Annotated in this window: 24 protein-coding genes; 19 read left to right on the forward strand and 5 right to left on the reverse strand. The window is 73.8% G+C overall.

What is annotated here, in order from left to right; genetic code table 11:
* The 5 genes from DKT69_RS18430 to ccsA form a co-directional block, all read right to left on the reverse strand.
* Positions 1-880, reverse strand: an 880-nt coding sequence (locus tag DKT69_RS18430) for a cytochrome c-type biogenesis protein CcmH (RefSeq protein ID WP_146231124.1), incomplete at its 3' end; no start/stop codon positions are given.
* Positions 877-1,443, reverse strand: coding sequence for a TlpA family protein disulfide reductase (locus tag DKT69_RS18435; protein WP_109802771.1), 567 nt, complete (start codon positions 1,441-1,443; stop codon positions 877-879). The genes DKT69_RS18430 and DKT69_RS18435, both read right to left, overlap by 4 nt.
* Positions 1,440-3,377: a heme lyase CcmF/NrfE family subunit gene (locus DKT69_RS18440; protein WP_109802772.1), complete on the reverse strand. Its 1,938-nt coding sequence runs from the start codon at positions 3,375-3,377 to the stop codon at positions 1,440-1,442. Before DKT69_RS18440 ends, DKT69_RS18435 begins: the two co-directional genes overlap by 4 nt.
* On the reverse strand, positions 3,367-3,777 hold the full coding sequence (locus tag DKT69_RS18445) for a cytochrome c maturation protein CcmE (RefSeq protein ID WP_109802773.1): 411 nt from the start codon (positions 3,775-3,777) through the stop codon (positions 3,367-3,369). The genes DKT69_RS18440 and DKT69_RS18445 overlap by 11 nt, the downstream gene beginning before the upstream one ends.
* A complete protein-coding gene (gene ccsA, locus DKT69_RS18450) occupies positions 3,774-4,532 on the reverse strand; it encodes a cytochrome c biogenesis protein CcsA (protein WP_201749725.1) in 759 nt (252 codons plus the stop codon). The genes DKT69_RS18445 and ccsA overlap by 4 nt, the downstream gene beginning before the upstream one ends.
* 133 nt (positions 4,533-4,665) lie before the next feature.
* On the opposite strand from ccsA, the gene coxB reads away from it, so the two are divergent.
* The 19 genes from coxB to DKT69_RS18540 all read left to right on the forward strand — a co-directional run bounded on the left by coxB (position 4,666) and on the right by DKT69_RS18540 (position 25,875).
* Positions 4,666-5,709 carry a cytochrome c oxidase subunit II gene (gene coxB / locus DKT69_RS18455; protein WP_161557875.1) on the forward strand — a complete coding sequence of 348 codons (1,044 nt, stop codon included), beginning with the start codon at positions 4,666-4,668 and terminating at the stop codon, positions 5,707-5,709.
* A gap of 17 nt (positions 5,710-5,726) precedes the next feature.
* Complete coding sequence (ctaD, locus tag DKT69_RS18460) at positions 5,727-7,655, forward strand: cytochrome c oxidase subunit I (RefSeq protein WP_161557876.1); 1,929 nt, start codon at positions 5,727-5,729, stop codon at positions 7,653-7,655.
* Positions 7,652-8,281, forward strand: a complete 630-nt coding sequence (locus DKT69_RS18465) for a cytochrome c oxidase subunit 3 (protein WP_109802776.1) — start codon at positions 7,652-7,654, stop codon at positions 8,279-8,281. The genes ctaD and DKT69_RS18465 overlap by 4 nt, the downstream gene beginning before the upstream one ends.
* Entirely contained in the window at positions 8,281-8,673 is a 393-nt protein-coding gene (locus DKT69_RS18470; RefSeq protein WP_109802777.1) for a hypothetical protein, read from the forward strand. The genes DKT69_RS18465 and DKT69_RS18470 overlap by 1 nt, the downstream gene beginning before the upstream one ends.
* On the forward strand, positions 8,661-9,575 hold the full coding sequence (locus DKT69_RS18475; RefSeq protein WP_109802778.1) for a cytochrome c oxidase assembly protein: 915 nt from the start codon (positions 8,661-8,663) through the stop codon (positions 9,573-9,575). Before DKT69_RS18470 ends, DKT69_RS18475 begins: the two co-directional genes overlap by 13 nt.
* Positions 9,572-9,964 (forward strand): c-type cytochrome, encoded by a 393-nt coding sequence (locus tag DKT69_RS18480; protein WP_109802779.1) that lies wholly within the window; start codon positions 9,572-9,574, stop codon positions 9,962-9,964. The genes DKT69_RS18475 and DKT69_RS18480 overlap by 4 nt, the downstream gene beginning before the upstream one ends.
* Positions 9,965-10,000: 36 nt before the next feature.
* On the forward strand, positions 10,001-10,765 hold the full coding sequence (gene qcrC, locus DKT69_RS18485; RefSeq protein ID WP_161557877.1) for a cytochrome bc1 complex diheme cytochrome c subunit: 765 nt from the start codon (positions 10,001-10,003) through the stop codon (positions 10,763-10,765).
* The gene (locus DKT69_RS18490) at positions 10,762-11,625 is read left to right on the forward strand and encodes a QcrA and Rieske domain-containing protein (RefSeq protein WP_109802781.1); all 864 of its coding nucleotides are present in this window, start codon (positions 10,762-10,764) and stop codon (positions 11,623-11,625) included. Before qcrC ends, DKT69_RS18490 begins: the two co-directional genes overlap by 4 nt.
* Positions 11,622-13,394 carry a cytochrome bc1 complex cytochrome b subunit gene (qcrB, locus tag DKT69_RS18495; RefSeq protein ID WP_201749726.1) on the forward strand — a complete coding sequence of 591 codons (1,773 nt, stop codon included), beginning with the start codon at positions 11,622-11,624 and terminating at the stop codon, positions 13,392-13,394. The genes DKT69_RS18490 and qcrB overlap by 4 nt, the downstream gene beginning before the upstream one ends.
* Before the next feature lie 32 nt (positions 13,395-13,426).
* Positions 13,427-15,193, forward strand: a complete 1,767-nt coding sequence (locus DKT69_RS18500) for a thiamine pyrophosphate-dependent enzyme (RefSeq protein WP_109802782.1) — start codon at positions 13,427-13,429, stop codon at positions 15,191-15,193.
* A complete protein-coding gene (locus tag DKT69_RS18505) occupies positions 15,190-18,291 on the forward strand; it encodes an FAD-binding and (Fe-S)-binding domain-containing protein (protein WP_109802783.1) in 3,102 nt (1,033 codons plus the stop codon). The genes DKT69_RS18500 and DKT69_RS18505 overlap by 4 nt, the downstream gene beginning before the upstream one ends.
* Positions 18,292-18,297: 6 nt before the next feature.
* Positions 18,298-19,374, forward strand: coding sequence for an enolase C-terminal domain-like protein (locus DKT69_RS18510; RefSeq protein ID WP_109802784.1), 1,077 nt, complete (start codon positions 18,298-18,300; stop codon positions 19,372-19,374).
* A gap of 21 nt (positions 19,375-19,395) precedes the next feature.
* On the forward strand, positions 19,396-19,839 hold the full coding sequence (locus DKT69_RS18515; RefSeq protein ID WP_109802785.1) for a PPC domain-containing DNA-binding protein: 444 nt from the start codon (positions 19,396-19,398) through the stop codon (positions 19,837-19,839).
* A gap of 362 nt (positions 19,840-20,201) precedes the next feature.
* Positions 20,202-20,951, forward strand: coding sequence for an AfsR/SARP family transcriptional regulator (locus DKT69_RS18520; RefSeq protein ID WP_236648000.1), 750 nt, complete (start codon positions 20,202-20,204; stop codon positions 20,949-20,951).
* 258 nt (positions 20,952-21,209) lie between these two features.
* Positions 21,210-21,344: a hypothetical protein gene (locus DKT69_RS40640; protein WP_255420207.1), complete on the forward strand. Its 135-nt coding sequence runs from the start codon at positions 21,210-21,212 to the stop codon at positions 21,342-21,344.
* A gap of 8 nt (positions 21,345-21,352) precedes the next feature.
* On the forward strand, positions 21,353-23,617 hold the full coding sequence (locus DKT69_RS18525) for an FAD-dependent oxidoreductase (protein ID WP_236648001.1): 2,265 nt from the start codon (positions 21,353-21,355) through the stop codon (positions 23,615-23,617).
* A complete protein-coding gene (locus DKT69_RS18530) occupies positions 23,614-23,934 on the forward strand; it encodes a putative quinol monooxygenase (protein WP_109802788.1) in 321 nt (106 codons plus the stop codon). The genes DKT69_RS18525 and DKT69_RS18530 overlap by 4 nt, the downstream gene beginning before the upstream one ends.
* Entirely contained in the window at positions 23,931-25,157 is a 1,227-nt protein-coding gene (locus DKT69_RS18535; protein WP_109802789.1) for a cytochrome P450 family protein, read from the forward strand. The genes DKT69_RS18530 and DKT69_RS18535 overlap by 4 nt, the downstream gene beginning before the upstream one ends.
* 52 nt (positions 25,158-25,209) lie before the next feature.
* On the forward strand, positions 25,210-25,875 hold the full coding sequence (locus DKT69_RS18540) for a TcmI family type II polyketide cyclase (protein ID WP_109802790.1): 666 nt from the start codon (positions 25,210-25,212) through the stop codon (positions 25,873-25,875).
* Positions 25,876-25,881 lie beyond the last annotated feature (6 nt).

Below are 25,881 nucleotides of genomic sequence, written 5' to 3' on the forward strand. Positions count from 1 at the left end.
GCAGCCGGGTGATCTCCGGGGCGGCCGGGTGTTCCGGCGCGACGGTGAGGAAGCGTCGCAGGGTGCGCGGCGCCTCGGCGGGGCGGGTACGCCGCTGGGCGAGGCCCAGCACGAGCAGCCCGTCCGGGGAGTCCGGGGTGTGACCCAGCACCTCCTGCGCGGCCTGCGCCGCCCCGGCCGCGTCCCCCGCCCTGAGCAGGGCGAAGGCGAGACGCAGCCGGATCGTGTCGTCGGGGCGGTCGCGCAGCGCCTCCCGGTACAGCTGCGCGGCGGCGTCGTACCGGTCCTGCGCCTCCAGGTCGCGTGCCAGCCCGACCGCCACCGCGACCGGATCCGCCGGCGGCGGGTCGGACCCGGGCCGTTCGAGGCCGCGGGCGGCGACGGCCACCGACACCACCACGGCGATCAGCCCCAGCGCGGACCACCGCCAGGCCCACCGGGCCGCGCCGGGTGCCGGCCGGGCGGCCGGTCGCGCCGCCGGCAGGTCATCGGCGCGCCGGGGCCACAGCGTGCGCCGGGCCGCGTAGCCCGCGGCCAGCAGGGTGAGCGCGGGTACGGCCCAGAGCAGCAGCTCCACCCCGCGGGTGGGCGGGTCGGCCAGCACCTCCGGGCCGTAGCGTTGGACGAACCAGCGCCGGATCTCGTCGCGGCTGCGCCCCTGGGCCACCTGGTCCGCCACCGCCTGCCGCATCGCCGCCGCGATCGGGGATCGGGAGTCCGCCACCGACTCGCCCTGGCACGCGGGGCAGCGCAGGTCGGCGGCGACCGAGCGGACCGGGTCCTCCCGGCCGGTGTCGCCGGTCGACCGGGCCAGGCCCGCGCCGGCCGCGGCGAGCAGGGCGACGAGGACCAGCGCCGCCGCGACCGGGCGCCACCTCATCCGGCCAGCAGCGGCGCCACCCGCTGCTCCAGCCACTGCCGGGTCACCACACCCCGCTGCCGGTCCACGATCCGGCCGTCCCGGTCCACCACGAAGGTCTCGGGCACGCCGCGGACGCCCCAGTCGACCGCCCGGGTGCCGTCCGGGTCCGGCAGCACGGTCAGCCCGGTCGCGCCCGTCTCGGCCAGCAGCGCGCGGACGGCTTCGCCGCCGTCGCGGACGTTCAGCCCGACCAGCCGCAGCCCCTGCGGGGACCAGCGCCGCCCGGCGTCGACCAGCAGCGGCAGTTCGTCCCGGCACGGCCCGCACCAGGAGGCGAAGACGTTGACCAGCAGCACGTGGCCGTGGGCGTCGGCCAGGTCGAACCGGCCACCGTCCAGGGTGGGGCCGGACAGTGCCGGGGCCGGCACGGGCGGCCCGGCGGTGCCGGCGTCGCCGCCCGGTGGCGTCGGCACCGACCGCAGGCCGAGCGCCACCACCACGCCGACGACGACGGTGACGGCCAGGACCAGCACCGGCCAGACGGGTACCCGGCGGGGCCGCCGGCCCGCGGCGCGGATCATCCCGCGGCTCCGGCGTGGACGCCGACGGACGCCGGTCGGGCCTCCTCGCCGGGCGTCCCGGCCCGTCGCCGCGGGCGGGCCGCGCCGATCGCCGACCCGAGTCCGCCCACGGCCGTCAACGCGCCGCCGGCCCAGAGCAGGCCGACCAGCGGGTTGACCGCGAGCCGCAGCGTCGCGCTGCCGTCGTCGGGGGAGACCGCGATCAGGGTGACGTAGGTGTCCCGGAGCAACCCGGTCTCGATCACCGGCACGGTGACGGCGGTGTCCCGGGCCGGGTGGTAGCGCAGCGCCGGGGTGACGGTCCGCTCCGCGCCGCCGGCGCCGGAGAGCCGGAGCCGGGCGTGCACCGCCATGGCGCCGCCGTCGCCCCTCCGGTCCACCCCGACCAGGCGGACGCTCACGTCACCCACCCGCAGACTCTCGCCGGCCCGGACGGTCCGCTCGGCGTCCCGGCCGTACGCCGAGGATCCGGCGACGCCGACCGCGACCAACGCGATCCCGGCGTGCGCGACGAGCCCGGCGAGCCGGCCCCGGGCGGGCCGGCGGAGCCGGTCCGGCAGTTCCCCGGCCAGGCCGGTGAGCACGAACGCGGCGGTGCCGAAGGCGGTGAGCGCGGGCAGGCCGGGCCGGCTGAGCAGACCCACCACGGCGACCGTGGCCAGCGCCACGCCGGCCGGTACGGCGAGCCGCCGCAGCGCCGCGCCCCGGTCGCGGACCCGCAGGGCCGGCGTCACCCCCATCGCCAGCAGCACCACGATCGCCAGCGGCACCGCCGTGCGCTGGTAGTAGTCCGGGCCGACCGAGGTGCGGACGCCGCCGAGCGGGCCGGAGAGCAGCGGGAAGATCGTGCCGATCAGCACCACCGCCGCGATGGTCACCAGGAGCACGCCGTTGACCAGGACGGCGGTGTCGCGGGACAGCACTGGCGACGGGGTGCGGCCCGCCGGCTCGGGGGCCCGCCACCCGGTCAGGACCGTCGACGCGACGACCGCCAGCAGCACGAAGCCGAGCAGCATGGGGCCCAGCGGCGAGTCGGTGAAGGCGTGCACGCTGGCCACGGCGCCGGACCGGGTGAGGAACGTGCCGAGCAGCACCAGCACGAAGCTCGCGCAGGCCAGCACCAGGTTCCACCCGGCCCGGCGGGCGCCCCGACCCGGGGCGGTGTGCAGGAACGCGGTGGCGGTCAGCCAGGGCAGCAGCGAGGCGTTCTCCACCGGGTCCCACGCCCAGTAGCCACCCCAGCCCAGCACCGCGTACGACCACCAGGCGCCGAGCCCGATGCCGGCGGTCAGCGCCGCCCAGGCGGCCAGCGCCCAGGGCCGGGCCACCCGCAGCCAGCCGCCTCCCTCCCGCCCGGCCGGCCGCGCGGCGAGCGCGAAGGCGAACGGCACGACCAGGCCGATGTAGCCGGCGTAGAGCAGGGGAGGATGAACCCCCATCGCCGGGTGCTGCTGCAGCAGCGGGTTCGGCCCGGGACCGTCGGCGGGCACCGGATCCACCGCGCGGAACGGGTTCGCGGCGAAGCAGGACAGCGCGAAGAAGAACACGGTCACCGCGCTGACGACCGCCATCGCGTACGCGTGCAGCCGGGCCGGGTACCGCCGGCCGGCGAGCAGGACCGCGTACCCGCCGAGGACCAGCAGCCAGAGCAGCAACGACCCGTCCAGGGCGGACCAGAGGCTGGTCACCGTGTAGTACAGCGGCACCCGGCGTCCGCCGTTCTCGGCCACGAACCGGACGCTGAAGTCGTGCCGGAGCAGGGCCGCCTCCAGCACGCCGCAGGCGACGACGGCGGCGGCCAGGGTCGCGGCGGTGGCCAGTCGGGCCGGTCGGGTGGGCGCGCCGAACAGGGCCACCCGCAGCCAGAGCAGGGCGGTCAGCGTGGCGCAGAGCAGCCCGACGGTGAGGCTCGACGTGCCGAGCTCACCGAGCATCGACCGGCTCCACCGGGGCGGTGGACGGGCGGTACTCGTTGCCGTGTCGGACCACGACGTGGTCGGCGCGGAACGTCCCGTCCGCCGACAGGGTGCCCTCGACGACCGCCCCCTCGCCCTCCCGGAAGGTCCCCGGCGGCCCGCCGCGCTGCTCGACGGTGATCGCCTGGCCGCCCTCGGCGAGGCGGAACACCACCAGGTCGCCGTCGCGGCGCAGCGACCCGGGCACCACCTCCCCGCCGAGGCGTACCCGGTCCCGAGCCGCGTCCGGGTCGCGCAGCACCTCGCCCGGGGTGCGGTAGTAGGTGAGGGTGCCGCGCAGCGCGCCGGTCACCAGCAGCGCGCCGGCGGCGAGGAGCACGACGACGACGGCCGTCCGGCCGGTGCGGCGGCGGTTCATCCGACCCGGGCCGGGACGCGCTCGGCCGTGCGGGGGGTGTCGGCGGCGAGCCGGCGCTCCAGCCGGACGACCCGGTGCAGCAGGACGCAGAGCGCGGCGAGCGTCGCGGCGGCGACCGCGAGCAGCAGGGCGAGAGCCATCCGGGAGTCGATCGGCGGGCGCTGCGGGGCGAACACGGTCGCCTGCTGGTGCAGCGACCGCCACCAGACCACGGAGAAGTGCACCACCGGAACGAGCAGGAAGCCCGCCATGCCGACCAGCGCCGCCGGGCGCGCCACCCGGTGGTCGTCCCCGTCGCGCCCGTCGGTCCGTTCGCCGAGCGCGCGGCGCAGGGCCAGATAGCCGGCGTACGCGAGCAGCAGCAGTGCGGTGCTGACCAGCCGGGGGTCCCACGCCCACCAGGTGCCCCAGACCAGGTGCCCCCAGAGGGAGCCGGTGGCGATGGCGACGGCGGTCAGCACCACCCCGATCTCCGCGCCGGCCCGGGCGAACCGGTCCCAGCGCAGGTCGCCGCCGAGGAGGTAGGCGCCGCTGGCCGCGAGCACGACGGCGAACGCGGCGTAGCCGACCCAGGCGGCGGGGACGTGCAGGTACATCAGTCGCTGCGCCGAGCCCTGCACCGCGTCGGGTGGGGCGAGCCAGCCGCCCGCCACGGTCGCCGCCGTGGCGAGCCCCGCGGCGGTCCAGGCCATCGTCCGGCGGCCGGCGGCCGCTCTGGCGGTGTCCGCGACGAGATCCACCGTGGAGGCTCGCATGATCTCCCTGTCCGCGCCCGGGCGCTTGCCGGCTGGGTTCGCTGCGCGTTCACCATAAGCTCCTCAACCGCTCGTACCCCCCATATCGCGCAAAAGCATTGGAACCATCTGGAACCGTCTAATGTCCCTCCCGGTGGAGAAGACAGCGGGCCTGACCATGGGCGCCGCCCGGGATGCCCGGCGGCGTGGGCTGCCGCGCCGTCTTCCGGTGCTGGCCACGCTGTCCGGCCCGCTCCTGCTCGCCGGCTGCGCCGGCGACGCACCGTCCGCCCTGAATCCCGGCGGGGCCGGGGCGACCCGCGTCGCCGGCCTCTGGTGGCTGCTCTTCTGGATCTCCGTGGCCGTCTTCGCCGAGGTCATGGCTGTGCTGGCCTGGGCGCTGGTGTTCCGGCGGGGCAACGCCCGGGTGCGGCACGGTCAGCCGCTGCGCTTCGTCACGATCGCCGGCGCCGGCCTGCCGTTCGTGATCCTCGTCGTCGTCTACGGCGTGGGCCTGCGTGACCTCGCCGCGCTGGGCGACGGTCCCGGGCCGGACGCCCCCACCGTCGAGGTGACCGGCCACAAGTGGTGGTGGGAGGTGCGGTACCCGGGCGCCTCGGGAGCCACCGCCAACGAGATCCACATCCCGGTGGGGGAGCGGGTCAAGGTGCGGCTGCGCACCGACGACGTGCTGCACAGCTTCTGGGTGCCGCAGCTCATGCCCAAGACCGACCTGATCGCCGGCGAAACCCGGGAGACCTGGCTGCGCGCGGAGCGGCCCGGCAGCTACCGGGGCCAGTGCGCCGAGTACTGCGGCACCCAGCACGCCCACATGGCCTTCCTGGTGGTGGCGCAACCACGCACCGACTTCGACGCCTGGCTGGCCCGGCTCGACGCCCCGGCCCGGGAGCCGCGGACCGACGCCGAGCGGCGCGGCCGGCAGGCCTTCGTGCAGGGCACCTGCGCCGCCTGCCACGCGGTACGGGGCACCGGCGCCGCGGGCCGGGTCGGGCCGGACCTGTCGAACGTGGGCTCCCGGTGGAGCCTCGGCGCCGGCGCGGTGCCCAACGACGCCGGCCACCTGGGCGGATGGATCGCCAACGCCCAGACGGTCAAGCCGGGCAACGCGATGCCCCCACAGCCGGTCGATGCCGCGGAACTGCCCGACCTCATCGCGTACCTGCGGTCGCTGGAGTAGGTCGGGGAGGAGAAGCGATGTCCACGACCACCACACCGCCGCCCGGCGTCAGCGCGCAGGACCTGGCGCGGCTGGCGGAACACTGGGCCGAGCGCCCCTCGCTGCGGGGCTGGTTCAGCACCGTCGACCACAAGCGGATCGGCCGGCGTTACCTGGTCACCGCCGGGTTCTTCTTCGTCCTCGCCGGCCTCAGCGCCCTGGTGATGCGCACCCAGCTCGCCCGGCCCGAGGCGGGCGTGGTGTCGCCGCAGGAGTACAACCAGCTCTTCAGCATGCACGGCACCGCGATGATCTTCCTGTTCGCCACCCCGATGCTCTTCGGCTTCGGCAACTTCCTGGTGCCCCTGATGATCGGCTCCCGGGACATGGCCTTCCCGAGGTTGAACGCCTTCGGCTACTGGGTGTTCCTCTTCGCCGGCCTCTTCATGTGGGCCAGCCTGCCCTTCGGCGCCGCTCCCAACAACGGCTGGTTCGCCTACGCCCCGCTCAACCAGGAGCAGCACAACCCCGGCCTGCACATGGACGTCTACGCGCTCGGGCTGCTCTTCCTCGGCATCTCCACCACCGCCGCTTCGATCAACTTCATCGTCACCGCGCTCAAGCTGCGCGCCCCCGGGATGTCGCTCAACCGGGTGCCGCTGTTCGTCTGGGCGATCGTCGCCACCGCGTTCATGGTGATCTTCGCGTTGCCGGCGCTGAACGCGGACAATTTGATGCTCTTCCTCGACCGCCGGTTCGGCACCCACTTCTTCGACCCGTCCGCGGGCGGAAACGTGCTGCTCTGGCAGCACCTCTTCTGGATCTTCGGGCACCCCGACGTCTACATCATCGTCATGCCCGCGCTGGGCATCGTCTCCGCCGTGCTGCCCGCGTTCACCCGGCGCGGCGTGGTCGGCTACCCGCTGATCGTGCTGTCCATCGTGTCGATCTCGATCATCTCGTTCGGGGTCTGGGTGCACCACATGTTCGCCACCGGGCTGCCGCAGTTGTCATACAGCTTCTTCAGCGCGGCCAGCACGATCATCACCATCCCGTCGGGCATCCAGATCTTCGCCTGGCTGGCCACCATGCTGCTGGGCCGGCTCGTCCTGCGGGTGCCGCTGCTGTTCGTCATCGGCTTCGTCGTGACCTTCGTGCTCGGCGGGTTCACCGGCGCGATGTTCGCGGTGACCGCGTTCGACCAGCAGGTCACCGACTCCTACTTCGTGGTGGCGCACTTCCACTACGTGCTGATCGGCGGGGCCGTCTTCCCGATGCTCGCCGGCATCTACTACTGGCTGCCGAAGATCACCGGGCGGATGTACCACGAGCGGTTGGGCCGCTGGGCCTTCTGGCTGGTCTTCGCCGGCATGCACGTCACGTTCTTCCCGATGCACCTGTACGGCCTGTTCGGCATGCCCCGGCGGGTCTACACCTACCGCAGCGAGCCCGGCTGGGATGGGTGGAACCTGGTCAGCACCCTCGGGTCGTACCTGCTCGCCGTCGGACTGCTGCTCGTGCTCGTCGGCGTGGTGCACGCGGTCCGTCGCGGCCGGCCGGCGCCGCCGGACCCGTGGGAGGGCGACAGCCTGGAGTGGTCCACCGCCTCGCCGCCCGAGCCGTACAACTTCCCGGCCCTGCCCCGCGTGCACAGCCTGCACCCCGCGTGGGACGAGCGGACCGCCGAGTCCCTGGGCGCCGGCGCCACCGCGGACCGCATCCTCAGCGACGGGCGGCGCACCCTGGTCACCAGCGAGCTCGACGCGCACCCCGAACGGGCGGTGCAGATGCCGGAGTCCACCCTTAAGCCACTCGTGCTGGCCGGCGCGCTGCTGATCTTCTTCACCTCGATGCTCCTCGCCTGGTACCCGGCGGCGGCGGTCGCCGCCCTGGCGGTGGTCGCGACCATCGCGGTCTGGCTCTGGCCGCCCCGCCGCCCCGACGAGGAACTGGGGGTGACCGGGTGAGCGACCGTGGTGGGGTCGTCGCGGCGGCCACCGGCGCCGAGGCGCTGAGCACCGAACTGCCGGTCGGCCGGTCCGCCGGCTGGTGGGGCATGGTGATGTTCGTGGCGACCGAGGCCACCCTCTTCGCCTGCCTGCTCGGCAGCTACTTCTACCTCCGCTTCCAGTACGGCCCGACGTGGCCGCCCGCCGGCATCGAGGCCCCGAAGCTGCTCACGCCCCTGGTGATGACCGCGGTGCTGGTGCCCAGCAGCCTGCCGGTGGTGTGGGCGGAGCGGGGCATCCGACAGGGCCAGCGCTGGCGACTGCAGTCCGGGCTGGCCGCCACCATGGTGCTCGGGGTGACCTTCCTGGCCCTGCAGGCCAGCGAGTACGCCGAGAAGCTGACTCAGTTCACCATGACCACCGACGCGTACGGCTCGCTGTTCTACCTGATCACCGGCTTCCACGGGCTGCACGTCATGGTCGGGCTGACCATGATCGGCTGGCTGTTGGCCGCCTCCCTGCGCGGCGGCAGCTTCGGCTCCCACCGGCACGAACGGGTTCGCAACGCCGCGATGTACTGGCACTTCGTGGACCTGGTCTGGGTTGCCATCCTGTTCACCATCTACCTTTCCCCGCGGCTGTGATGACCACCCGACCCGGTCCGCACGCGCGCCTGACCGGCGGGCTGCTGCTCTGGTACGGCGTGCTCGGCGGCGCGGTGGCCTGGGGGGTGCACGTGTTCGCCGCCTGGGGCCTGGACGAGCTCGCCTGCGCCGCCGGCTCCGAGCGCGTCGCCGCCGTACCGCTCTGGCAGGCGGTCGGGCTCGCGGTGGTGATCCCGGCCCTGTTCACCGTGGGGTCGCTGCTGGTCGCCGCGCTGGTGTGGCGGCGGACCCGGCGGGCCGGCGAGGACGACCGGGCGTTCGGCCGGTCCCGGATGCTCGCCGTGGTCGGCGTCTGGTCCAACCTCCTGTTCCTGGCCATCATCGTGCTCGGCGGGGTCGCCGTGCTGGTGCTGCCGCCATGTCAGGGCTGACCGCGTACCGGGCCCACCAGCCCGGTCAGGATCCGGTGGCCGAGGGCCTGCTGACCATGCTCGCGGTGGTCACGCTCTGCCTGCTGGTGGCCGGCTACGGGCGGGGCGTCCACGAGCTGTGGGCCCGGCGCGGCGTCGGGCGGGTCGTGCCCGGCTGGCGGGTCGCCGCGTTCGGCGTCGGGGTGCTGACGGTGCTCGCCGCCGACCAGGGTCCGGTGCACGAGCTGGCCGAGTCCTCGTTCGCCGGGCACATGGCGCAGCACATGCTGCTCCTGCTGGTGGCGGGGCCGCTGCTGGCGGCCGGCGCGGCGGGGCTGCCGCTGAGCCTGGCCGCCCCGGCGCCGCTGCGCCGGCTGCTGGTCCGATGGCGGGTGGCGCCGGCCGTGCGCCGGTTGCGCCGCCCCGCCGCGTACGCCCTGCTGGCCGGGGGCGGACAGACCGTGGTGCTGTGGTTCTGGCACCTGCCGGGGCCGTACGCCGCCGCGGTGGACCGGCCCGCCGTGCACGCCGCCGAGCACCTCGCCCTGCTGGCGGCGGCCTGGCTGTTCTGGGTGCCGGTGGTGGGCCCGCCGCGCCACCGCGCGCCCGCCCCGGTGACGGTGCTGCTGCTGGCCGGCGCCATGTTGCCGGCCTCGGCGCTCGGTGCGGTGCTCACCTTCGCCCCGGCCCCGGTCTATCCCGACCGGATGTTCGGCGCCGATCCGCTGGCCGACCAGCAGCTGGCCGGCCTGCTGATGTGGGCGCCGATGGACCTGGTCGTGCTGGTCGTGGCGCTGACCGTGTTCCTGCGCTGGCTGCTGCGCATGGACCGCGACCGGCCCGACGCCCTGATCGGTGGCCCGGTGCGCCGCGGCGGCGGCCCGGTGGCGACCGGGCCTGGAACGGAAGGGATGGTGCGATGAAGCTGCCCGCTCGGAGCTGGGCGTTCGGGGTGGCGCTGACGGTGCTGTCGGTCGCCGCGGTCACCGGATGCGCCTCGGCGGCGCCACCACCGCCGCCCGAGGTGCGTGAGGGACGGCCGGACCGGGGCGCGGAGCTGATCGCCCAGTACGGCTGCGGGTCGTGCCACACCATCCCCGGCGTCAGCCGCGCCGACGGCCTGGTCGGGCCGCCGCTGACCCGGTTCGGCGCCCGCTCGTACATCGCCGGTCAGCTGCCCAACAACGCCGACAACCTGCGCCGGTGGATCGCCGACCCGCAGGCGGTCGAGCCGGGCACCGCCATGCCGAAGCTGGGTGTCACCGCCATCGACGCGCAGGACATCGCCGCCTACCTGTACACCCTGGACTGACCGATGCGGCGACCACGAGCGGCGACGGTCCGGCCCTTGCTGCATCCGCGCCGGGCCCTCGCGGTGGGCGCGGCGCTGGTGCTCGCCGCGGGACCGGTGGCCCTTGTCCCCGCACGGTCACCGGCGGCCTCGGCGCCCCCGGCCGCCGCCGCGCCGGCCGCCGGCGACCGCGGCACCCAGCTCTACCTGGAGCACTGCGCGAGCTGCCACGGCGAGCGGGGACAGGGTGCCCAGCGGGGGCCGTCCCTGGTCGGCGTCGGCCCCGCCTCGGTGGACTTCCAGCTCTCGACCGGACGGATGCCGGTCTCGCGCGAGGTGCAGCAGGCACGCCGCGGGGAACCGGTGTTCTCGGCCGCGGACATCTCGGCGCTGGTCGACCACGTCGCCAGCTTCGGCGGCGGGGGGCCGCGGATTCCCCGGGTCGCGCCGGGCCACCTGGGCTCCGGCCGGGAGATCTTCGCCGCCAACTGTGCACCCTGCCACGGGGCGACCGGCGCGGGCGCCGCGCTGACCAACGGCTGGACCGCGCCGCCCCTGTACGACAGCACCCCAGTGCAGGTGGCGGAGGCGGTCCGGGTCGGTCCCGGCCTGATGCCGGTCTTCCCCAGCCAGGTGCTCGACGACCGGCAGGTCGACGACCTGGCCGCCTACGTGCAGCGGTTGCGCGGCGAGCGGCTGGACCGGGGCGGCAACCCGCTCGGCCGGCTGGGCCCGCTCGCCGAGGGTCTGGTCGCCTGGCTGGCCGCGCTGGGTCTGCTGGTGGCCGCCGCCCGGTGGCTGGGCCGGAGGGCGGGAGAGTGAGCGCCCGGGGTCCGTCGGCGACCGAGCGGGCGGCGAGCCGCCGGATCGTCGCCGCGTTCGGCGCCAGCGCCGCCGGGGCGGTGGGCTTCGCGGTGACGTACGCCCAGGGCGGCAACACCCGGTGGGAGGGCGCCTGCCTCGCGGTGGCCTTCGCCGGGCTGGCCGTGGGCCTGGCCGTCTGGGCGCGACGGCTCGTGCCGGTCGGCGGGTACGTCGAGGAACACGAGGGCTTCACGCCACCTCCGACAGAGCAGGCGATGACCGCCGCCGAGCTGACCGCGCCGGACAGTCCGGTCCGCCGGCGCGGCCTGCTCGCCGCGCTCGGGCTGGCGCTAACCGCGCTCGGCGCCGCGGCGCTGTTCCCGCTGCGCTCCCTGCTGCCGTTCGACCGGGCCCGGCCGGAGCGGGCGCTCAAGGACACCCCGTGGGGGCCCGGCGTACGGCTGGTCGACGCCGCCGGACGGCCGGTGCGGCCGCAGGACGTGCCCGCCGACAGCATGGTCGCGGTCTTCCCCGAGGGCCACGTCGACACCGGGGACGCTCCCGCCTTCGCGGTACGCCTCGAACCCCGACGCTTCTCCCGGCCGCCCGCCGGCGGCCACCTCGACGGTCTCGTCGTCTGGTCGCTGCTCTGCACGCACGCCGGCTGTCCGGTCCGCACCTACCTCAAGGGCACCGCACGCGTGCTCTGTCCCTGCCACCAGTCCTCGTTCGACCTGCTGGCGGGCGCCCGGCCGGTGGCCGGCCCGGCGGCCCGGGCGCTGCCCGGCCTGCCGATCGAGGAAGGCCCGGACGGGTTCCTCCACGCCACCGGCGACTTCACCGCCCCGCCCGGCGCCGGCTTCTGGGACTCGCCGTGATCACCGACCGGCTGGCCCGGGCGCTGGACGACCGGCTGCGGCTCTCCCCGATCGCCCGCCGGGCGATGGCGAAGGTCTTCCCCGACCACTGGTCGTTCATGCTGGGCGAGCTCGCGCTCTACTCGTTCGTGGCGCTGCTCCTCACCGGCGTCTACCTCACCTTCTTCTTCGACGCCAGCAACGCGGACCGGGTCTACCACGGCGAGTACGCGCCCCTGGAGGGCCGCACCACGTCCGCCGCGTACGCCTCCACCGTGCGGCTGAGCTGGGACGTCCGGGCCGGCCTGCTGATCCGGCAGACCCACCACTGGGCGGCGCTGGTCTTCGTCGCGGCGATCGTCCTGCACCTGGCCCGGATCTTCTTCACCGGGGCGTTCCGCAAACCCCGCGAGCTCAACTTTCTGATCGGCGTGACCATGCTGACCCTCGCCCTGGCCAACGGGTTCACCGGCTACTCCCTGCCGGACGACCTGCTCTCCGGCGTGGGCCTGCGGATCCTCACCTCGGTGGTGCAGTCGATCCCCCTGGTCGGGGCGTGGCTGGCCGCCCTGGCCCTGGGTGGGGAGTTCCCCTCCGACGCGATGATCCCCCGGATGTTCGTCACCCACGTCCTGCTCGTGCCGGCGGTCCTGGTCGCCCTGATCTCACTGCACCTGGGCATCCTGGTGCGGCAGAAGCACAGCCAGTTCCCCGGACCGGGGCGCACCGAACACAACCTGGTCGGCTCCCGGCTGTGGCCGAGCTACACGCTGCGCTCGCTCGCCCTCTTCGCCTGGCTGCTGGCGGTGCTGTTCGCCCTCGGCGGCCTGGTCCAGATCAACCCGGTCTGGCTCTACGGCCCGTTCGAACCGGCCCAGGCCACCTCACCCGCGCAGCCCGACTGGTACGTCGCCTGGGGCGACGGCGCCCTGCGCCTCTTCCCGTCCTGGGAGTTCCGGATCGCCGGGCACCTGGTGCCGGCCGCGTTCTTCCCCGGCGTGGTGCTCGGCGGGGTGACCTTCCTCGCCCTGTACGCCTGGCCGTTCGCCGAGCGGCTCCGGACCGGGGACCGCCGGCAGCACCACCTGCTCGACCGGCCCCGCGACCACCCGGTCCGCCTCGGCGTCGGGGTCGGCGCGCTGACCTTCTACGCGGTGCTGACGGTCGCCGCGGGGGACGACATCATCGCCCGGCTGATCCGGGTGCCCGTCTACGACCTGCTGTCGCTGTTCCGGGTGCTGGTGTTCGTCCTGCCGTTGCTCGCCGGGCTGGTCGCGTTCCTGGTCGCGCGGGCGCTGCGGCGCGGCGACGCCGCCGGTGTCGGCGAGCTCACCCGGGCGGACCTGCGCCGGGCCGCACACCGCTCGGTCCGGCCGCCCGAAGCCGATTCCGGTGAGTCGGAGACGCCCGCCCGGGACCGGCCGGGAGAGCGGATCGAGCTGTGGCCGGAGGGCGACCTGTGGCGGTGGCGCTACCGGGACGAGGACCGGCAGGTCGTGTTCCCCGGTAGCCGGGCGGTGCGGTCGGAGGAGGAGGCAGCCTCGGCGGCCCGGCTCGCGTACCCCGGGGTGGACCGGGTCGTGGTGCCCGGACCGCCCCCGGCCCCGCCGCCCGGTCCGGTCCGCGTCGCCCTGCGGCGGTGGGGCCGGGCGGCGGCCGCGGGGTCGCTGCTGCTCGCGGCCCTCCTGGACCGCCGACGGGACCGGCGGCGACAGGAGCGTGAGCGGGCGGAGCAGGCGTCATCGCCGGAGGCCGCGGACCGGGCGTCGACCGGTGGCGGGCGGACATGAGACTTCAGGAGATCCAGATCAGGAGGCGTGAGGTGCAGGAGATCGTGGGCGAGAGCCTGGCCCGGCGGCTGGTGGAATGGGGCGTCGACACCGTCTTCGGGCTGCCCGGTGACGGCATCAACGGCCTGATGGAGGGTTTCCGCCGGCAGCGGGAGAAGCTGAAGTTCGTGCTGGTGCACCACGAGGAGGCGGCCGCCTTCATGGCCACCGGCTACGCCAAGGCCACCGGGCGGCTCGGCGTCTGCGCCGCCACCTCCGGCCCGGGCGCCATCCACCTGCTCAACGGGCTGTACGACGCCAAGCTCGACCACGTGCCGGTGCTGGCCGTCACCGGCATGCAGGAGAGTTCGGTGCTGGGCTCGCACTATCAGCAGGAGGTGCACACCACGCTGCTCTACCAGGACGTGGCGGCCTACAACCTGATGGTCACCAACCCACAGCAGATGCCCGGGGTGGTCGACATCGCCATCCGCCACGCCCTGGCCGAGCGGACCGTCGCGCACCTGACCTTCCCGAACGACGTGCAGGTCGCCCTGGCCGGCGACGACCCGTACCGGCACGTCAGCCCGGGGGAGCCGCCGATGAGCAGCCCCGTGCTGAGGCAACCTCCGGTGCCGGCGGCGCAGGCCGACCTGGCCCGGGCGGCGGAGGTGCTCAACGGCGGGAAGAAGATCGCGATGCTGGTCGGGGTGGGGGCGCGCGGCGCCCGCGACGAGGTGCTCGCCGTGGCGGAGGCGCTGGCCAGCCCGATCGTCAAGACCCTGCCCGGCAAGCTGGTGGTGCCGGACGACCACCCGCTCACCACCGGTGGCCTCGGCCTGCTCGGCACCAGGCCGAGCGAGGAGCTGATGGAGGAGTGCGACACCCTGCTGATGGTCGGCACCTCCTTCCCGTACGGGAAGTACCTGCCGTCACCCGGGCAGGCGCGGGTGGTGCAGATCGACATCGACGCCAGCCTGATCGGCCTGCGGCTGCCGGTGGACGCGGCGGTCAACGCCGACGCGCGGCTCGCGCTGCAGCAGCTGCTGCCGATGCTCCAGGCCCGCACCGACCGGTCGTTCCTCACCAGGTACCAGCAGGAGCGGGACAGGTGGCGCTCGGACATGGTCGCCCTGCAGGATCCGACCCGCGACCCGATCGCCCCGCAGTACCTGATCAGCTGCGTGGACGAGGCGGCCACCTCGGACGCCATCCTGACCTGCGACTCCGGCACCATCGCCACCTGGGCCGCGCGGCACTGGACGATCCGCGGCGGCCGGGAGTTCTACCTCTCCGGCAACCTGGCGACCATGGCGCCCGGGCTGCCGTACGCGATCGCGATCCAGCACGCGTACCCGGGCCGGCAGGTGATCGCGTTCGTCGGGGACGGGGGGTTCGCCATGCTGATGGCCGAGTTCCTCACCGCCGTGCGGCACAACCTGCCGATCAAGGTGGTCGTCAACAACAACAACTCCTACGGCCAGATCCTCTGGGAGCAGATCCTCCTCGGCTACCCCGAGTACGCGGTACGGCACCGGCAGCCGGAGGCGGACTTCGCCGCCTGGGCGCGGGCCTGCGGCGGGTACGGCGCCAAGGTCACCGACCCGAAGGCGCTGCCCGGGGCGATCCGGGAGGCCCTCGCGCACCCCGGCCCGGCGCTGGTCGACTGCGACGTCAACCCGAACGAGCCGCCGATGCCCGGCAAGGTGCGGTACGACCAGGCGAAGAACTTCATCGAGGCGTTCCTGCGCGGCCAGCCGCACCGGACGAGCACGTTTGCGACGGTGGCCCGCGACAAGATCAACGAGCTGCGGTCATGAGCGAGCGAACCAGCGTGGTGTCCCTGCCGGAGCCGGTGCTGCGCCCGCCCGAGCCGGCCGGCGACATCGACCTGGCCGCGCTCGCCGCGGACCTGCGGGCCGAGGTGGACGGGGAGGTGCGCTTCGACGCCGGCTCCCGGGCGGCGTACGCCGCCGGTGGCTCCAACTACCGGGAGGTGCCGCTCGGCCTGGTGGTGCCCCGTACCGTCGAGGCGGTGGTGGCGGCGATCGCCACCTGTCGGCGGCACGGGGCACCGGTGCTCTCCCGGGGCGGCGGCACCAGCCTGGCCGGGCAGGTCACCAACGTGGCGGTGATCATCGACTGGTCGAAGTACTGCAACCGGTTGCTGGAGGTCGACCGGGAGGCGCGGACCTGCCTGGTCGAGCCGGGCATCGTGCTCGACACGCTCAACGACCTGCTGGCACCGGAGGGGCTGGAGTTCGGGCCGCGGCCGTCCACCCACGACCACTGCACCATCGGTGGGATGATCGGCAACAACTCGTGCGGGTCGGCCGCCCAGCGCAGCGGCAAGGTGGTCGACAACGTCGTCGACCTGGAGGTGCTGCTCTACGACGGCACCCGGATGTGGGTCGGCGAGACCACCGAGGAGCGGTACGCCGACATCCAGCGGCGCGGTGGCCGCCCGGCCGAAATCCACCGCCAGTTGCGGACGCTGCGGGACGAGTACCTGGCGGAGATCCGCACCCGCTACCCGGACATCCCGCGCCGGGTGTCCGGCTACAACCTGGACAGCCTGCTGCCGGAGAAGAACTTCCAGGTGGCGCGGGCGCTGATCGGTTCCGAGGGCACCCTCGTCACCGTGCTGCGGGCGCGGCTGAGGCTGCTACCGGTGGTCCGGGCCAAGTCGCTGGTGTTCCTGTCCTATCCGGACATCGCCGCCGCGGGCGACGACGTACCCCGGATCCTGCCGTACGGCCCGGTCGCGCTCGAGGGCATCGACGACAAACTGATCAACTTCGAGAAGCGCAAGCACCTGCATCCGGAGGCCCTGCACAAGCTGCCGGAGCGCGGCGCCTGGCTGATGGTGCAGCTGGGCGGCGACACCGTCGAGGAGGCGAACGCCGCCGCCGAGCGGCTGGTGACCGCGCTGCGCGGCGACGGCGCCACCGGCGTGCACCGGTTCGACGACGAGGCCGACGAGGAGCAGATGTGGCTGCTGCGCGAGTCCGGGCTCGGGGCCACCGCGCGCGTACCGGAGGAGCCCGACACCTGGGAGGGCTGGGAGGACTCGGCGGTCGCCCCGGACCGGCTGGGCGACTACCTGCGGGACCTCGATCGTCTCTTTCGGGAGTACGGCTTCGGACAGGCGTCGCTCTACGGACACTTCGGGCAGGGCTGCGTACACACCAGGATTCCGTTCCAGCTGACGACCGCGGACGGGGTACGCCAGTTCCGCTCGTTCGTCGAGCGTGCCGCCGACCTGGTGGTGTCCTACGGTGGCTCCTTCTCGGGAGAGCACGGCGACGGGCAGGCCCGTGGCGAATTGTTGGTGAAGATGTTCGGCGATCGGCTGATCCGCGCGTTCGGGCAGTTCAAGGCGATCTTCGACCCGGACGACCGGATGAATCCGGGCAAGGTGGTCGCCCCCTACCCGCTGGACAGCCACCTCCGACTCGGCGTCGACTACCACCACGGCGAGGTGGAGACAGAGTTCCGCTACCCCGACGACTCCGGCAGCTTCGGTCGGGCGGTGCTGCGCTGCGTCGGGGTCGGCACGTGCCGGCGGCAACACGGCGGGGTGATGTGCCCGTCCTACATGGTCACCCGGGAGGAGGAGCACTCCACCCGGGGCCGGGCCCGGTTGCTCTTCGAGATGCTCGACGGCACGGCTCGGGGCGGCACCATCGGTGACGGCTGGCGGTCCGAGGCGGTCCGCGACGCCCTCGACCTCTGCCTGGCCTGCAAGGGCTGCAAGGCGGACTGCCCGGTCAACGTGGACATGGCGACGTACAAGGCGGAGTTCCTGTCCCACCATTACCAGGGCCGGTTGCGGCCCCGCGCGCACTACTCGATGGGCTGGCTGCCGGCGGCGGCGGTGGCCGCCGGGCGCGCCCCCCGGGTGGTGAACGCGCTGGCCCACGCGCCCGGCCTGAGCCGGCTGGCCAAGCTGGCCGGCGGGATCGACCAACGCCGGGACGTCCCGGTCTTCGCCGCCGAGCCCTTCCAGCGCTGGCTCGCCCGGCGGACGCCCGGTGGGGACGGCTCCCGCGGCGAGGTGCTGCTGTGGCCCGACACCTTCACCAACCACTTCCACCCGGGCGTGGCGCAGGCGGCCGTCGAGGTGCTGGAGGCGGCCGGCTGGCGGGTACGGGTGCCGGAACAGCCCGTCTGCTGCGGGCTGACCTGGATCTCCACCGGGCAGCTCGGCATCGCCAAGAAGGTGCTGCGGCGGACCGTCGAGGTGTTGCGACCGCACCTGCGCGCCGGCACCCGGGTGGTGGGTCTCGAACCCTCCTGCACGGCCGTGTTCCGCAGCGACGCCTACGAGCTGTTCCCCGCCGACGAGGACGTCACCCGGCTGCGCGAACAGACGGTCACCCTGGCCGAGCTGCTGCACCACCACAGCCCGGGGTGGCGCCCGCCGTCGCTGCCGGTCCACGGGCTGATCCAGACCCACTGCCACCACCACGCGATCCTCGGCACCGCCGCCGACCGGGCCGTGCTGCGGGACGCCGGGGTGCGGGCCGACTTCCTCGACTCGGGCTGCTGCGGGTTGGCCGGCAACTTCGGCTTCGAGCAGGGGCACTACGAGGTCTCCGAGGCCTGCGCCGAGCGGGTGCTGCTGCCGGCCCTGCGGGATGCCGCCGACACCGACGTCATCCTCGCCGACGGCTTCAGCTGCCGTACCCAGGTCGAGCAGGGCGCCTCCGGCGGCCGGACGGCGATCCACCTGGCCGAGCTGCTCCGCGCCGGCCTGCACGGTGACGAGGTGTCGACCCGGCCGGAACGCCGGTGGGCGCAGCGCCCGGCGCGGCCGTCCAGGAGCGCGCGGGTGCTCGCCGCCGGGGTGGTCGGCCTGGCCGCGTTCGGCCCGGTGGCCGCGCTCGCCGTGCGGGCCGTCCGGAAGACGCGGTGACCGACGATGCGCCTGACCGCGGCGGCGTACCGGGTGCCGACCGACGCGCCGGAGGGCGACGGCACCCTCGCCTGGGACAGCACCACCATGGTGCTGGTCCGGGCCGAGGCCGACGGGCAGGTCGGGGTCGGTTGGACCTACGGCCCGACGGCGGTGGTCCCGGCGGTGACCGAGCTGCTCGCCCCGGTGGTCGCCGACCTCGACCCGGACGACGTGCCGGCCGCCTGGTCGGCCATGCAGCGACAGCTGCGCAACGCCGGCCGGCCCGGGGTCGCCGGGCTGGCGCTGTCCGCCGCCGACTGCGCGGTCTGGGACCTGAAGGCCCGCCGGCACGGGCTGCCGCTGGCCCGGCTGCTCGGCACCGCCCGCCGGCAGGTTCCGGTGTACGGCAGCGGCGGCTTCACCACGTACGACGCCGACCGGCACCACCGGCAGCTGGCCGGCTGGGTGCACGACGAGGGCATCCCCCGCGTGAAGATCAAGATAGGTGGGTCGTGGGGGAGCGAGGTCACCCGTGACCTCGCCCGGATGGCCGCCGCCCGGCGCACCATCGGCGACGCCGAGCTGTACGTCGACGCCAACGGCGCCTACCAGCGGAAGCAGGCGGTCCGGGTGATGCGGTCCGCCGCCGACCTCGACGTGCGCTGGTACGAGGAGCCGGTCAGCTCCGACGACCTGCCGGGGCTCGGACTGGTCCGCGACCGGGTGCTGCCCGACGTGGCGGCGGGGGAGTACGGCTACGACCTGGCCTACTTCCACCGGATGGCGCCGTACGTCGACTGCCTGCAGATCGACGTCACCCGGTGCGGGGGGATCAGCGAGTTCCTGCGCGCCGCCGCGGTGGCCGCCGCCGCGGGGCTGGAGGTGTCCGCGCACTGCGCGCCGCACCAGCACCTGCCGGTCGCCGCCGCGGTGCCGAACCTGCGGCACGTGGAGTGGTTCCACGACCACGTGCGCATCGAGTCGATGCTGTTCGACGGCGCCGTCGGGGCGACCGGCGGCGTCGCCCCGGTGAACCTCGACGCCCCGGGCAACGGACTCGACCTGCGGGCCGCGCTGGCCGAGCCGTACCGGGTGGCCTGATGTGGGAACCGGAGGAGACGGATGAGAGTCCAGGAGGTGCACCACCAGACCCGGCGGGTCCTGGTGGTGGTCTGCGACAAGGGCGAGGAGGCGGTGGCCGCCATCGGCCGGGCCCTGACCGCCCAGGGCGTACGGTCGGGCCAGGTGACCGCCGTCGGCGGGTTCTCCGCCGGCGAGGTCGGCTACTTCGACCGGGACCGGCGCGACTACCTCCGGATCCCGATCGGCGGGCAGGTCGAGGTGCTGTCGCTGCTCGGTGACGTGGCCGAGCGGGACGGCGAGCCGGTGCTGCACGTGCACACGGTGCTCGGTCGACCCGACGGCAGCACCCTGGGCGGGCATCTGCTGCGCGGCGAGGTGTGGCCGACCCTGGAGGTCCTCGTCACCGAGGTCGCACCCGAACTGGCCAAGCGGGTGGACCCGGAGACCGGCCTCGCCCTGATCGCGGCCACCCCGCCGCGCTGACCGGCTCGACCCGCTGCCACGAGGGGCGTCACCGGACCGTCACCGGACGGCCACGAGTTTCGGCGCCCGGTGACGCCGGAGTGACGTCGATCCAGCAGACTCACAGCTGAGGTCAGCGGTCCTTGCGCAGCTCAAGCCCCAGCCCATCCGATCCTGGTGCAGGTCGGATGGCCGATCGTGCACCGACGCGGCGCGGCATCGGTGACGACGTTCGTGGGGCTTCGCGCGATCTCGTGACGGTCCGGTCCGCCGGTCCGCCCCGACAGCGGTGTCGCGGACCGGCCATTCCGCCAGGGCGGCCTTCGCCCACCAGGGTCCCGGTGCAGGGGGGGTCGATCGTGATCTCTGAGGAGAGCACGCGATTGTCCACGACAGGCGGCATCGGACCGGTGTCCGGCGCCGAGCCGAAGATCCGGCTCCTGCTGCTCGGTGGCTTTCGGCTGCTGCACGGCGGCCGGGCCGTGGTGGTGCCGCGCGGCCTGCAACGCGGCATCGCCCTGATCGGCCTGCGGCCGGCTGCCACCCGTACCCAACTGGCGCGCCTGCTGTGGCCGGACGGGTCGGAGGAGCGCGCGCTGTCGTCGTTGCGGACGGCGCTGTGGCGGCTGCGCCGCGATCCGCTCTGCCCGGTGATCACCGACGGCGACACGGTCCGGCTGCACCCGAAGGTCGACCTGGACGTCGACGAGCTGACCCGGGTGGCCGCCCGGGTGAGCCAGGGCGGCGACCCGCGGCCGGCGGCGGGGGTCCTCGCCGCCGGGCGCCACGACCTGCTGCCCGGCTGGTACGACGACTGGGTGCTGATGGAGCGGGAACGGCTCAGACAGTTGCGGCTGCACCTGCTCGACGAACTGGCCCGGGCCCACCTGCGCGCCGGTGAGCACGGCGAGGCGTTGCAGGCGGCGCTCGAGGCGATGGCGGCCGACCCGTTGCGGGAGACGCCGCACCGGCTGGTGGTCGAGACGCACCTGGCGGAGGGCAACGCGTACGAGGCGCTGCACGCCTTCTTCACCTACCGCGACCTCCTGTCGCGCGAGCTGCAGCTCGCACCGTCCGCGGCGATGTCCGCGCTGATCAGCGAAGTGCTCGCGCCGATCCACGCGCCGGCTTAGCGGCCGCCGGCCGGACCTGGACCCGTCCCCGCGCCCCGCCGGACCCGCCTGTCGTGGTCTCCCTGGCTCCACTGTGCCCGGACCCGTTTCGCCGCCGTCAACGGCCGGGGACTCGGTGCCGGTCGTCGGTGACGGCGGCGTGACGCGACGTCCGGCAGGGTCGCAGGACGACGTCGTCGTGGTCCGGGCGACACCGGTCGGGGACCTCGCCGGCACAACGAGCAAGAACCTCCGCCGGAATCAGGAAGGAGTTCCGTGATGGTCCGCAACCTGCTGCTCATCGTTCGCGAGTCCTGCCGGATGGCTGTCGACGCCTTCCTGGTCGGTGCCCGCGGCTCAAGCGCGTTCATCAGCCCGATCGTCTCCCGCCGGCGTTCGAAGGGAAATCCATGATCAGGACGATGGTCCGGATCCGCGCGCGCCCGGGGCGCGAGCACGCCGTGGAAGCCGCGTGGCGAACGGCCGCCGGGCAGATCATCCGGCTGGCCGGGAACCTGCGGCGGGAGTTGCTGCTCGACGCCAACGATCCGCGCTCGTTCGTAGTCGTCACCGAGTGGGCCGACGAGTCCGCGCTGCACGACTACGAGACCGGACCGGTCGCCGCGCGGTTCGCCGACGCAATCCGTCCACTGTGCGAGGCGTCCGGGCCGGCGAGCCGCCGGGTGATGCGCGGACCCGAGGGCCCCGGCTCGAAGATCTTCGTGGATGTCGAGCTCGCCGTGCCGGCCGACCGGCTGGCCGAGTTCGAGCGCGGGTACGTCGAGGTCACCGCACGGATGGCCGAGGTACCCGGGTACCTGCGCGAGGACCTGCTGCGTCAGCCCGGCTCGGACGTCCACCACATCTTCGCCGAATGGCGCAGCGAGACCGAGTTCTACCGCTGGATCGGCAACCCGGCACACGCGCAGGAGGAGGCCGGGCCGATCGCGCCGTTCCTCCTGGAAATCCGGCGCCGCCTCTTCCACGACGTGGCCCATCCCGAAAGCAGGCGAGAACCGAGTACGGGCAAGGAGATCGACGTGCACACCACAACGGACGTACTCATCGTCGGGGCGGGGCCCACCGGGCTGACCGCCGCCGTCGAGCTGGCCCGGCGCGGCATCGAGTGCCGGGTGATCGAGAAGCAGGCCACCCCGCCCGCCCAGGCCGACAAGGCGATCGGCATCCACTGCCGCACGATGGAGATCTGGGCGGAGCAGGGCATCGTGCGCGACGCGATGGACGCCGGGATCTGGCTGACCGGGAACATGGTGTTCGTCAACGGCGTGCAGACCCACCGGATGAGCTGGGAACTGCCGGAACTGCCGTACGCGCACCTCGGCCTGCCGCAGTACGAGACCGAGCGCATCCTCACCGAACGGCTGGCCACCCTCGGCGTGCGCCCGCAGCGCGGCGCCGAGCTGATCGCGTTCACCCAGGACGACGGCGGCGTGCTGGCCACGGTGGCGACCGCCGGCGGCGAGGAGACGGTACGCGCGAAGTACCTGGTCGGCTGCGACGGCGCGCACAGCAGGGTGCGCGAGCTGCTCGGGCTGACGTTCTCGGGAGGGCTGGGCCGGTTCCCGCAGCTGTTCATGCTCGGGGACGTGGACGTGGACTGGGACATGCCCGAGGGTCACCTGCTCCGGTTCATGCACGAGACCGACGGCCGGATGGACGGGATGCTGGTCTGCGTCCCGCTGCGTGGCGAGTCCCGGTACCGGATCGCGACGCTGGCGCCGCCCCGGTTCTTCGCCCAGACCGGCGGGCAGGACGCCCCGCCCGGGTTCAGCGAGGAGCTGGCCGAACCGACCCTCGCCGACGTCCAGGCCGCGATCGACCACCTGGCCCCGCCCGGCACGCGCGCGTCGAACCTGCGCTGGTCGTCGGTGTTCCGGATCAGCCACGGGATCGTCGACCGGTACGCCGCCGGCCGGGTGTTCGTGGCCGGCGACGCGGCGCACCTGCACCCACCCGCGGGCGGCCAGGGCATGAACACCGGGATCCAGGACGCCTGGAACCTGGCGTGGAAGCTGGCGCTGGCGGTGCGGGGGCTCGCCGCGCCCGGGCTGCTGGACAGCTACGAGACCGAGCGGCGGCCGGAGGGCGAGGAGATCGTCGGGCGCGCGGTGCGGATGGCGTTCACCGACGAGCTGGACCGCAACGACCTGAAGCGTCAGTTCCTGCAGGAGATGTCCATACTGCTCAGCTACTCGGACAGCCCGCTCGTCGGGGAGTCGCTGTCCGCGCCGGACGCCCTGCGGGCCGGCCCCGGGCCCGGCGACCGCGCACCCGACGTCGGCGGCCTGCGCCGGCGGGGTGTCGGGCATCCGCTGCGACTGCACGACCTGACCCGCGGCACCCGGCACACCTTGCTGGTCTACGCGGACGGCTCGGCCGACGAGGCGACCGTGGCCGCGGTGGGGAAGCTGTGCGCCGACGTGCGCCGGCAGGCGTCCGGACAGATCGACGTGTACCTGCTGCTCAGCCCGGACGCCGACGCGCCGGGGCTGCTCGACCCGCCGGTGGTGCGGGACGCCGGGGGCGAGTTCCGGGCCGCGTACGGCGTCGCCGGCAGCGCCCTGTACCTGGTCCGCCCCGACGGGCACGTCGGGTTCCGCAGCCAGCCGATCGACGCCGACGCGCTGAGCAAGAACCTGCAACTGGTGTTCGGAGGCGCGCGATGACCACCGTACGGACCGTGCTCGCGATGCGTACCCGGGAGGGCTGCGAGGAACGGTTCGAGGCGGAGTGGCTCTCGGCGGCCGAGGAGATCAGCACGCTGGACGGATGCCTGCACCAGGACCTGGTCCGCGATGCCGACGACCCGCGCAGCTACCTGATCATCAGCGACTGGGCGGACCGCGAACGGCTGGACGCCTTCGGCCGCAGCGAGCACCGTGACCGGCTGCTGCGCATGATCCGCGAGCTCCGCGAATCCGCGCAACGGCACACCTACCAGGTCCTGCACAGCGTGCGGCGCGAGCCCGAGGAGTCCCGATGACCGACGATGCCGTACCCGCGTCGGAGCTCTACACCGACGAGTTCGCCGCCGACCCCTATCCCACCTTCGCGCGGCTGCGGGCGGACGCCCCCGTCTGCCCGGTCAGTTCGCCGCGGTTTGACTCCTACCTGATCACCCGGTTCGACGACGCCAAGGCGGCGCTGACCGATCCCAGGCTCTCCAAGGACCTGTACGGCCCGGACCAGCACTACCTCCGGATCTTCGGGCCGAACTCGGAGGGGTTGAACAAGAACATGCTCAACTCGGACCCGCCGGAGCACACCAGGCTGCGCCGGATCGTGTCGCAGGCGTTCGCGCCGCGCCGCATCGAGGCGCTGCGACCCCGGGTGGCGCAGATCGTGGACGACCTGCTCGACAAGATCGTCCCGCAGGGTCAGTCCGAGCTGATGCACGAGTTCGCGATTCCGCTGCCGATGCGGGTGATCGGCGAGCTGATCGGGATACCGGAGGCCGACCACGACCGGGTCCTCGACTGGACCCAGGTGATCAGGACGTCCGGGTCGTCCGGCCGTAGTCCCCAGGAAGACCGGGCGGCCGTGCAGGAGGCCCAGCTGCGGCTGCACCACTACTTCGTCGGCCTGGTGCAGGCCAAGCGCGCGCATCCGGCCGACGACATGATCAGTGCGCTGATCGAGGCCTGCGACCACGACGGGAAGCTCTCCGAAGCGGAGCTCGTCACCACCTCGTTCCTGCTGCTGTTCGCCGGGCACCAGACCACCGCGGACTTCATCGGCAACGCGACGGTGGCGCTGCTGACCAATCCCGACCAGCTCGACCTGCTGCGCGCCAAGCCGGAGCTGCTGCCCGCGGCGATCGAGGAGCTGCTCCGGTTCGACGGCCCGTTGCCGGTGGCCAGCCCCAGGATCGCCACCGAGGACGTCGAGTACCAGGGCGTACGCATCCCGCGCGGGTCGATCGTCGGCGTGGTGATCAATTCGGCGAACCACGACCCGGAGCACTTCGCCGACCCGGACCGGCTGGACCTCTGCCGCGAGCGCGGCCCGCACATCGGCTTCGGTCACGGTGTCCACTACTGCCTGGGGGTGTCGCTGGCCCGGATGGAGGCACAGATCGGCATCGGGGCGCTGCTGCGCCGGCTACCGGAGCTGCGGCTCGGGGTGCCGGCCGCCGAGCTGCGCCGGCTGCCGGCGGCGTCGCCGTTCCGTGGCCTGCTGGAGCTTCCGGTCCGCTTCACCGCCTGATCACCTCCGCCCCGTCCGCACCCGTCCATCCGATCCCACCCAAGGAGCAGTCATGGTCTTCCGAAACGTGATCGTCTGTCACATGGTTCCGGGCAGTGAGAACATCGTCGGCGACGTCTTCGGCTACTACGACAAGACGACCCGGCCGCAGGACCTCGGGGTGATCGGGCGGATCCTGCTCTCCCACGAGGACCTCTACATCCACGTCATCGAGCGCGAGCAGGACCCGAAGGTGTCGGGCCAGACCCGCGGGCTGCCCGCGTTCCAGAAGATCGCCGAGGCCATCGCCCCGTACGTGACGCCGTACCCGAGGTACTGGAAGAACCCCTCCGACTCCGTCGCCAAGGAGTTCTACCGCTGGGTGCCGGAGGGGGAGGCGTCGGCCGACACGACGCTGACCGTGATCATCGGCCGGATCAAGCCCGGCGCGGAGCCCGACGTCGCGCGGATCTTCGCCGAGTCCGACGCCGGCTCGCTGCCGGCCGAGCTGGGGGTCACCGGGCGCTGGCTGTACTCGATCGACGACGTCTACGTCCACCTTCTGGAGCAGGACGCGGCGATCGCCGAGGCCACCCGGAACAACCATGACGACAAGCCGGTCTTCGCCAAGATCATGGAAGAGCTCAGCCCGTACATCAGCCCGTACAACCCGGACGCCTGGCACGGCCCACAGGACGCGGTGGCCAACGTGTTCTACCGCTGGCGGGCCGAGGACTGAGCGGGC

Source organism: Micromonospora sicca (assembly GCF_003172935.1).
GTDB lineage: Bacteria > Actinomycetota > Actinomycetes > Mycobacteriales > Micromonosporaceae > Micromonospora > Micromonospora sicca.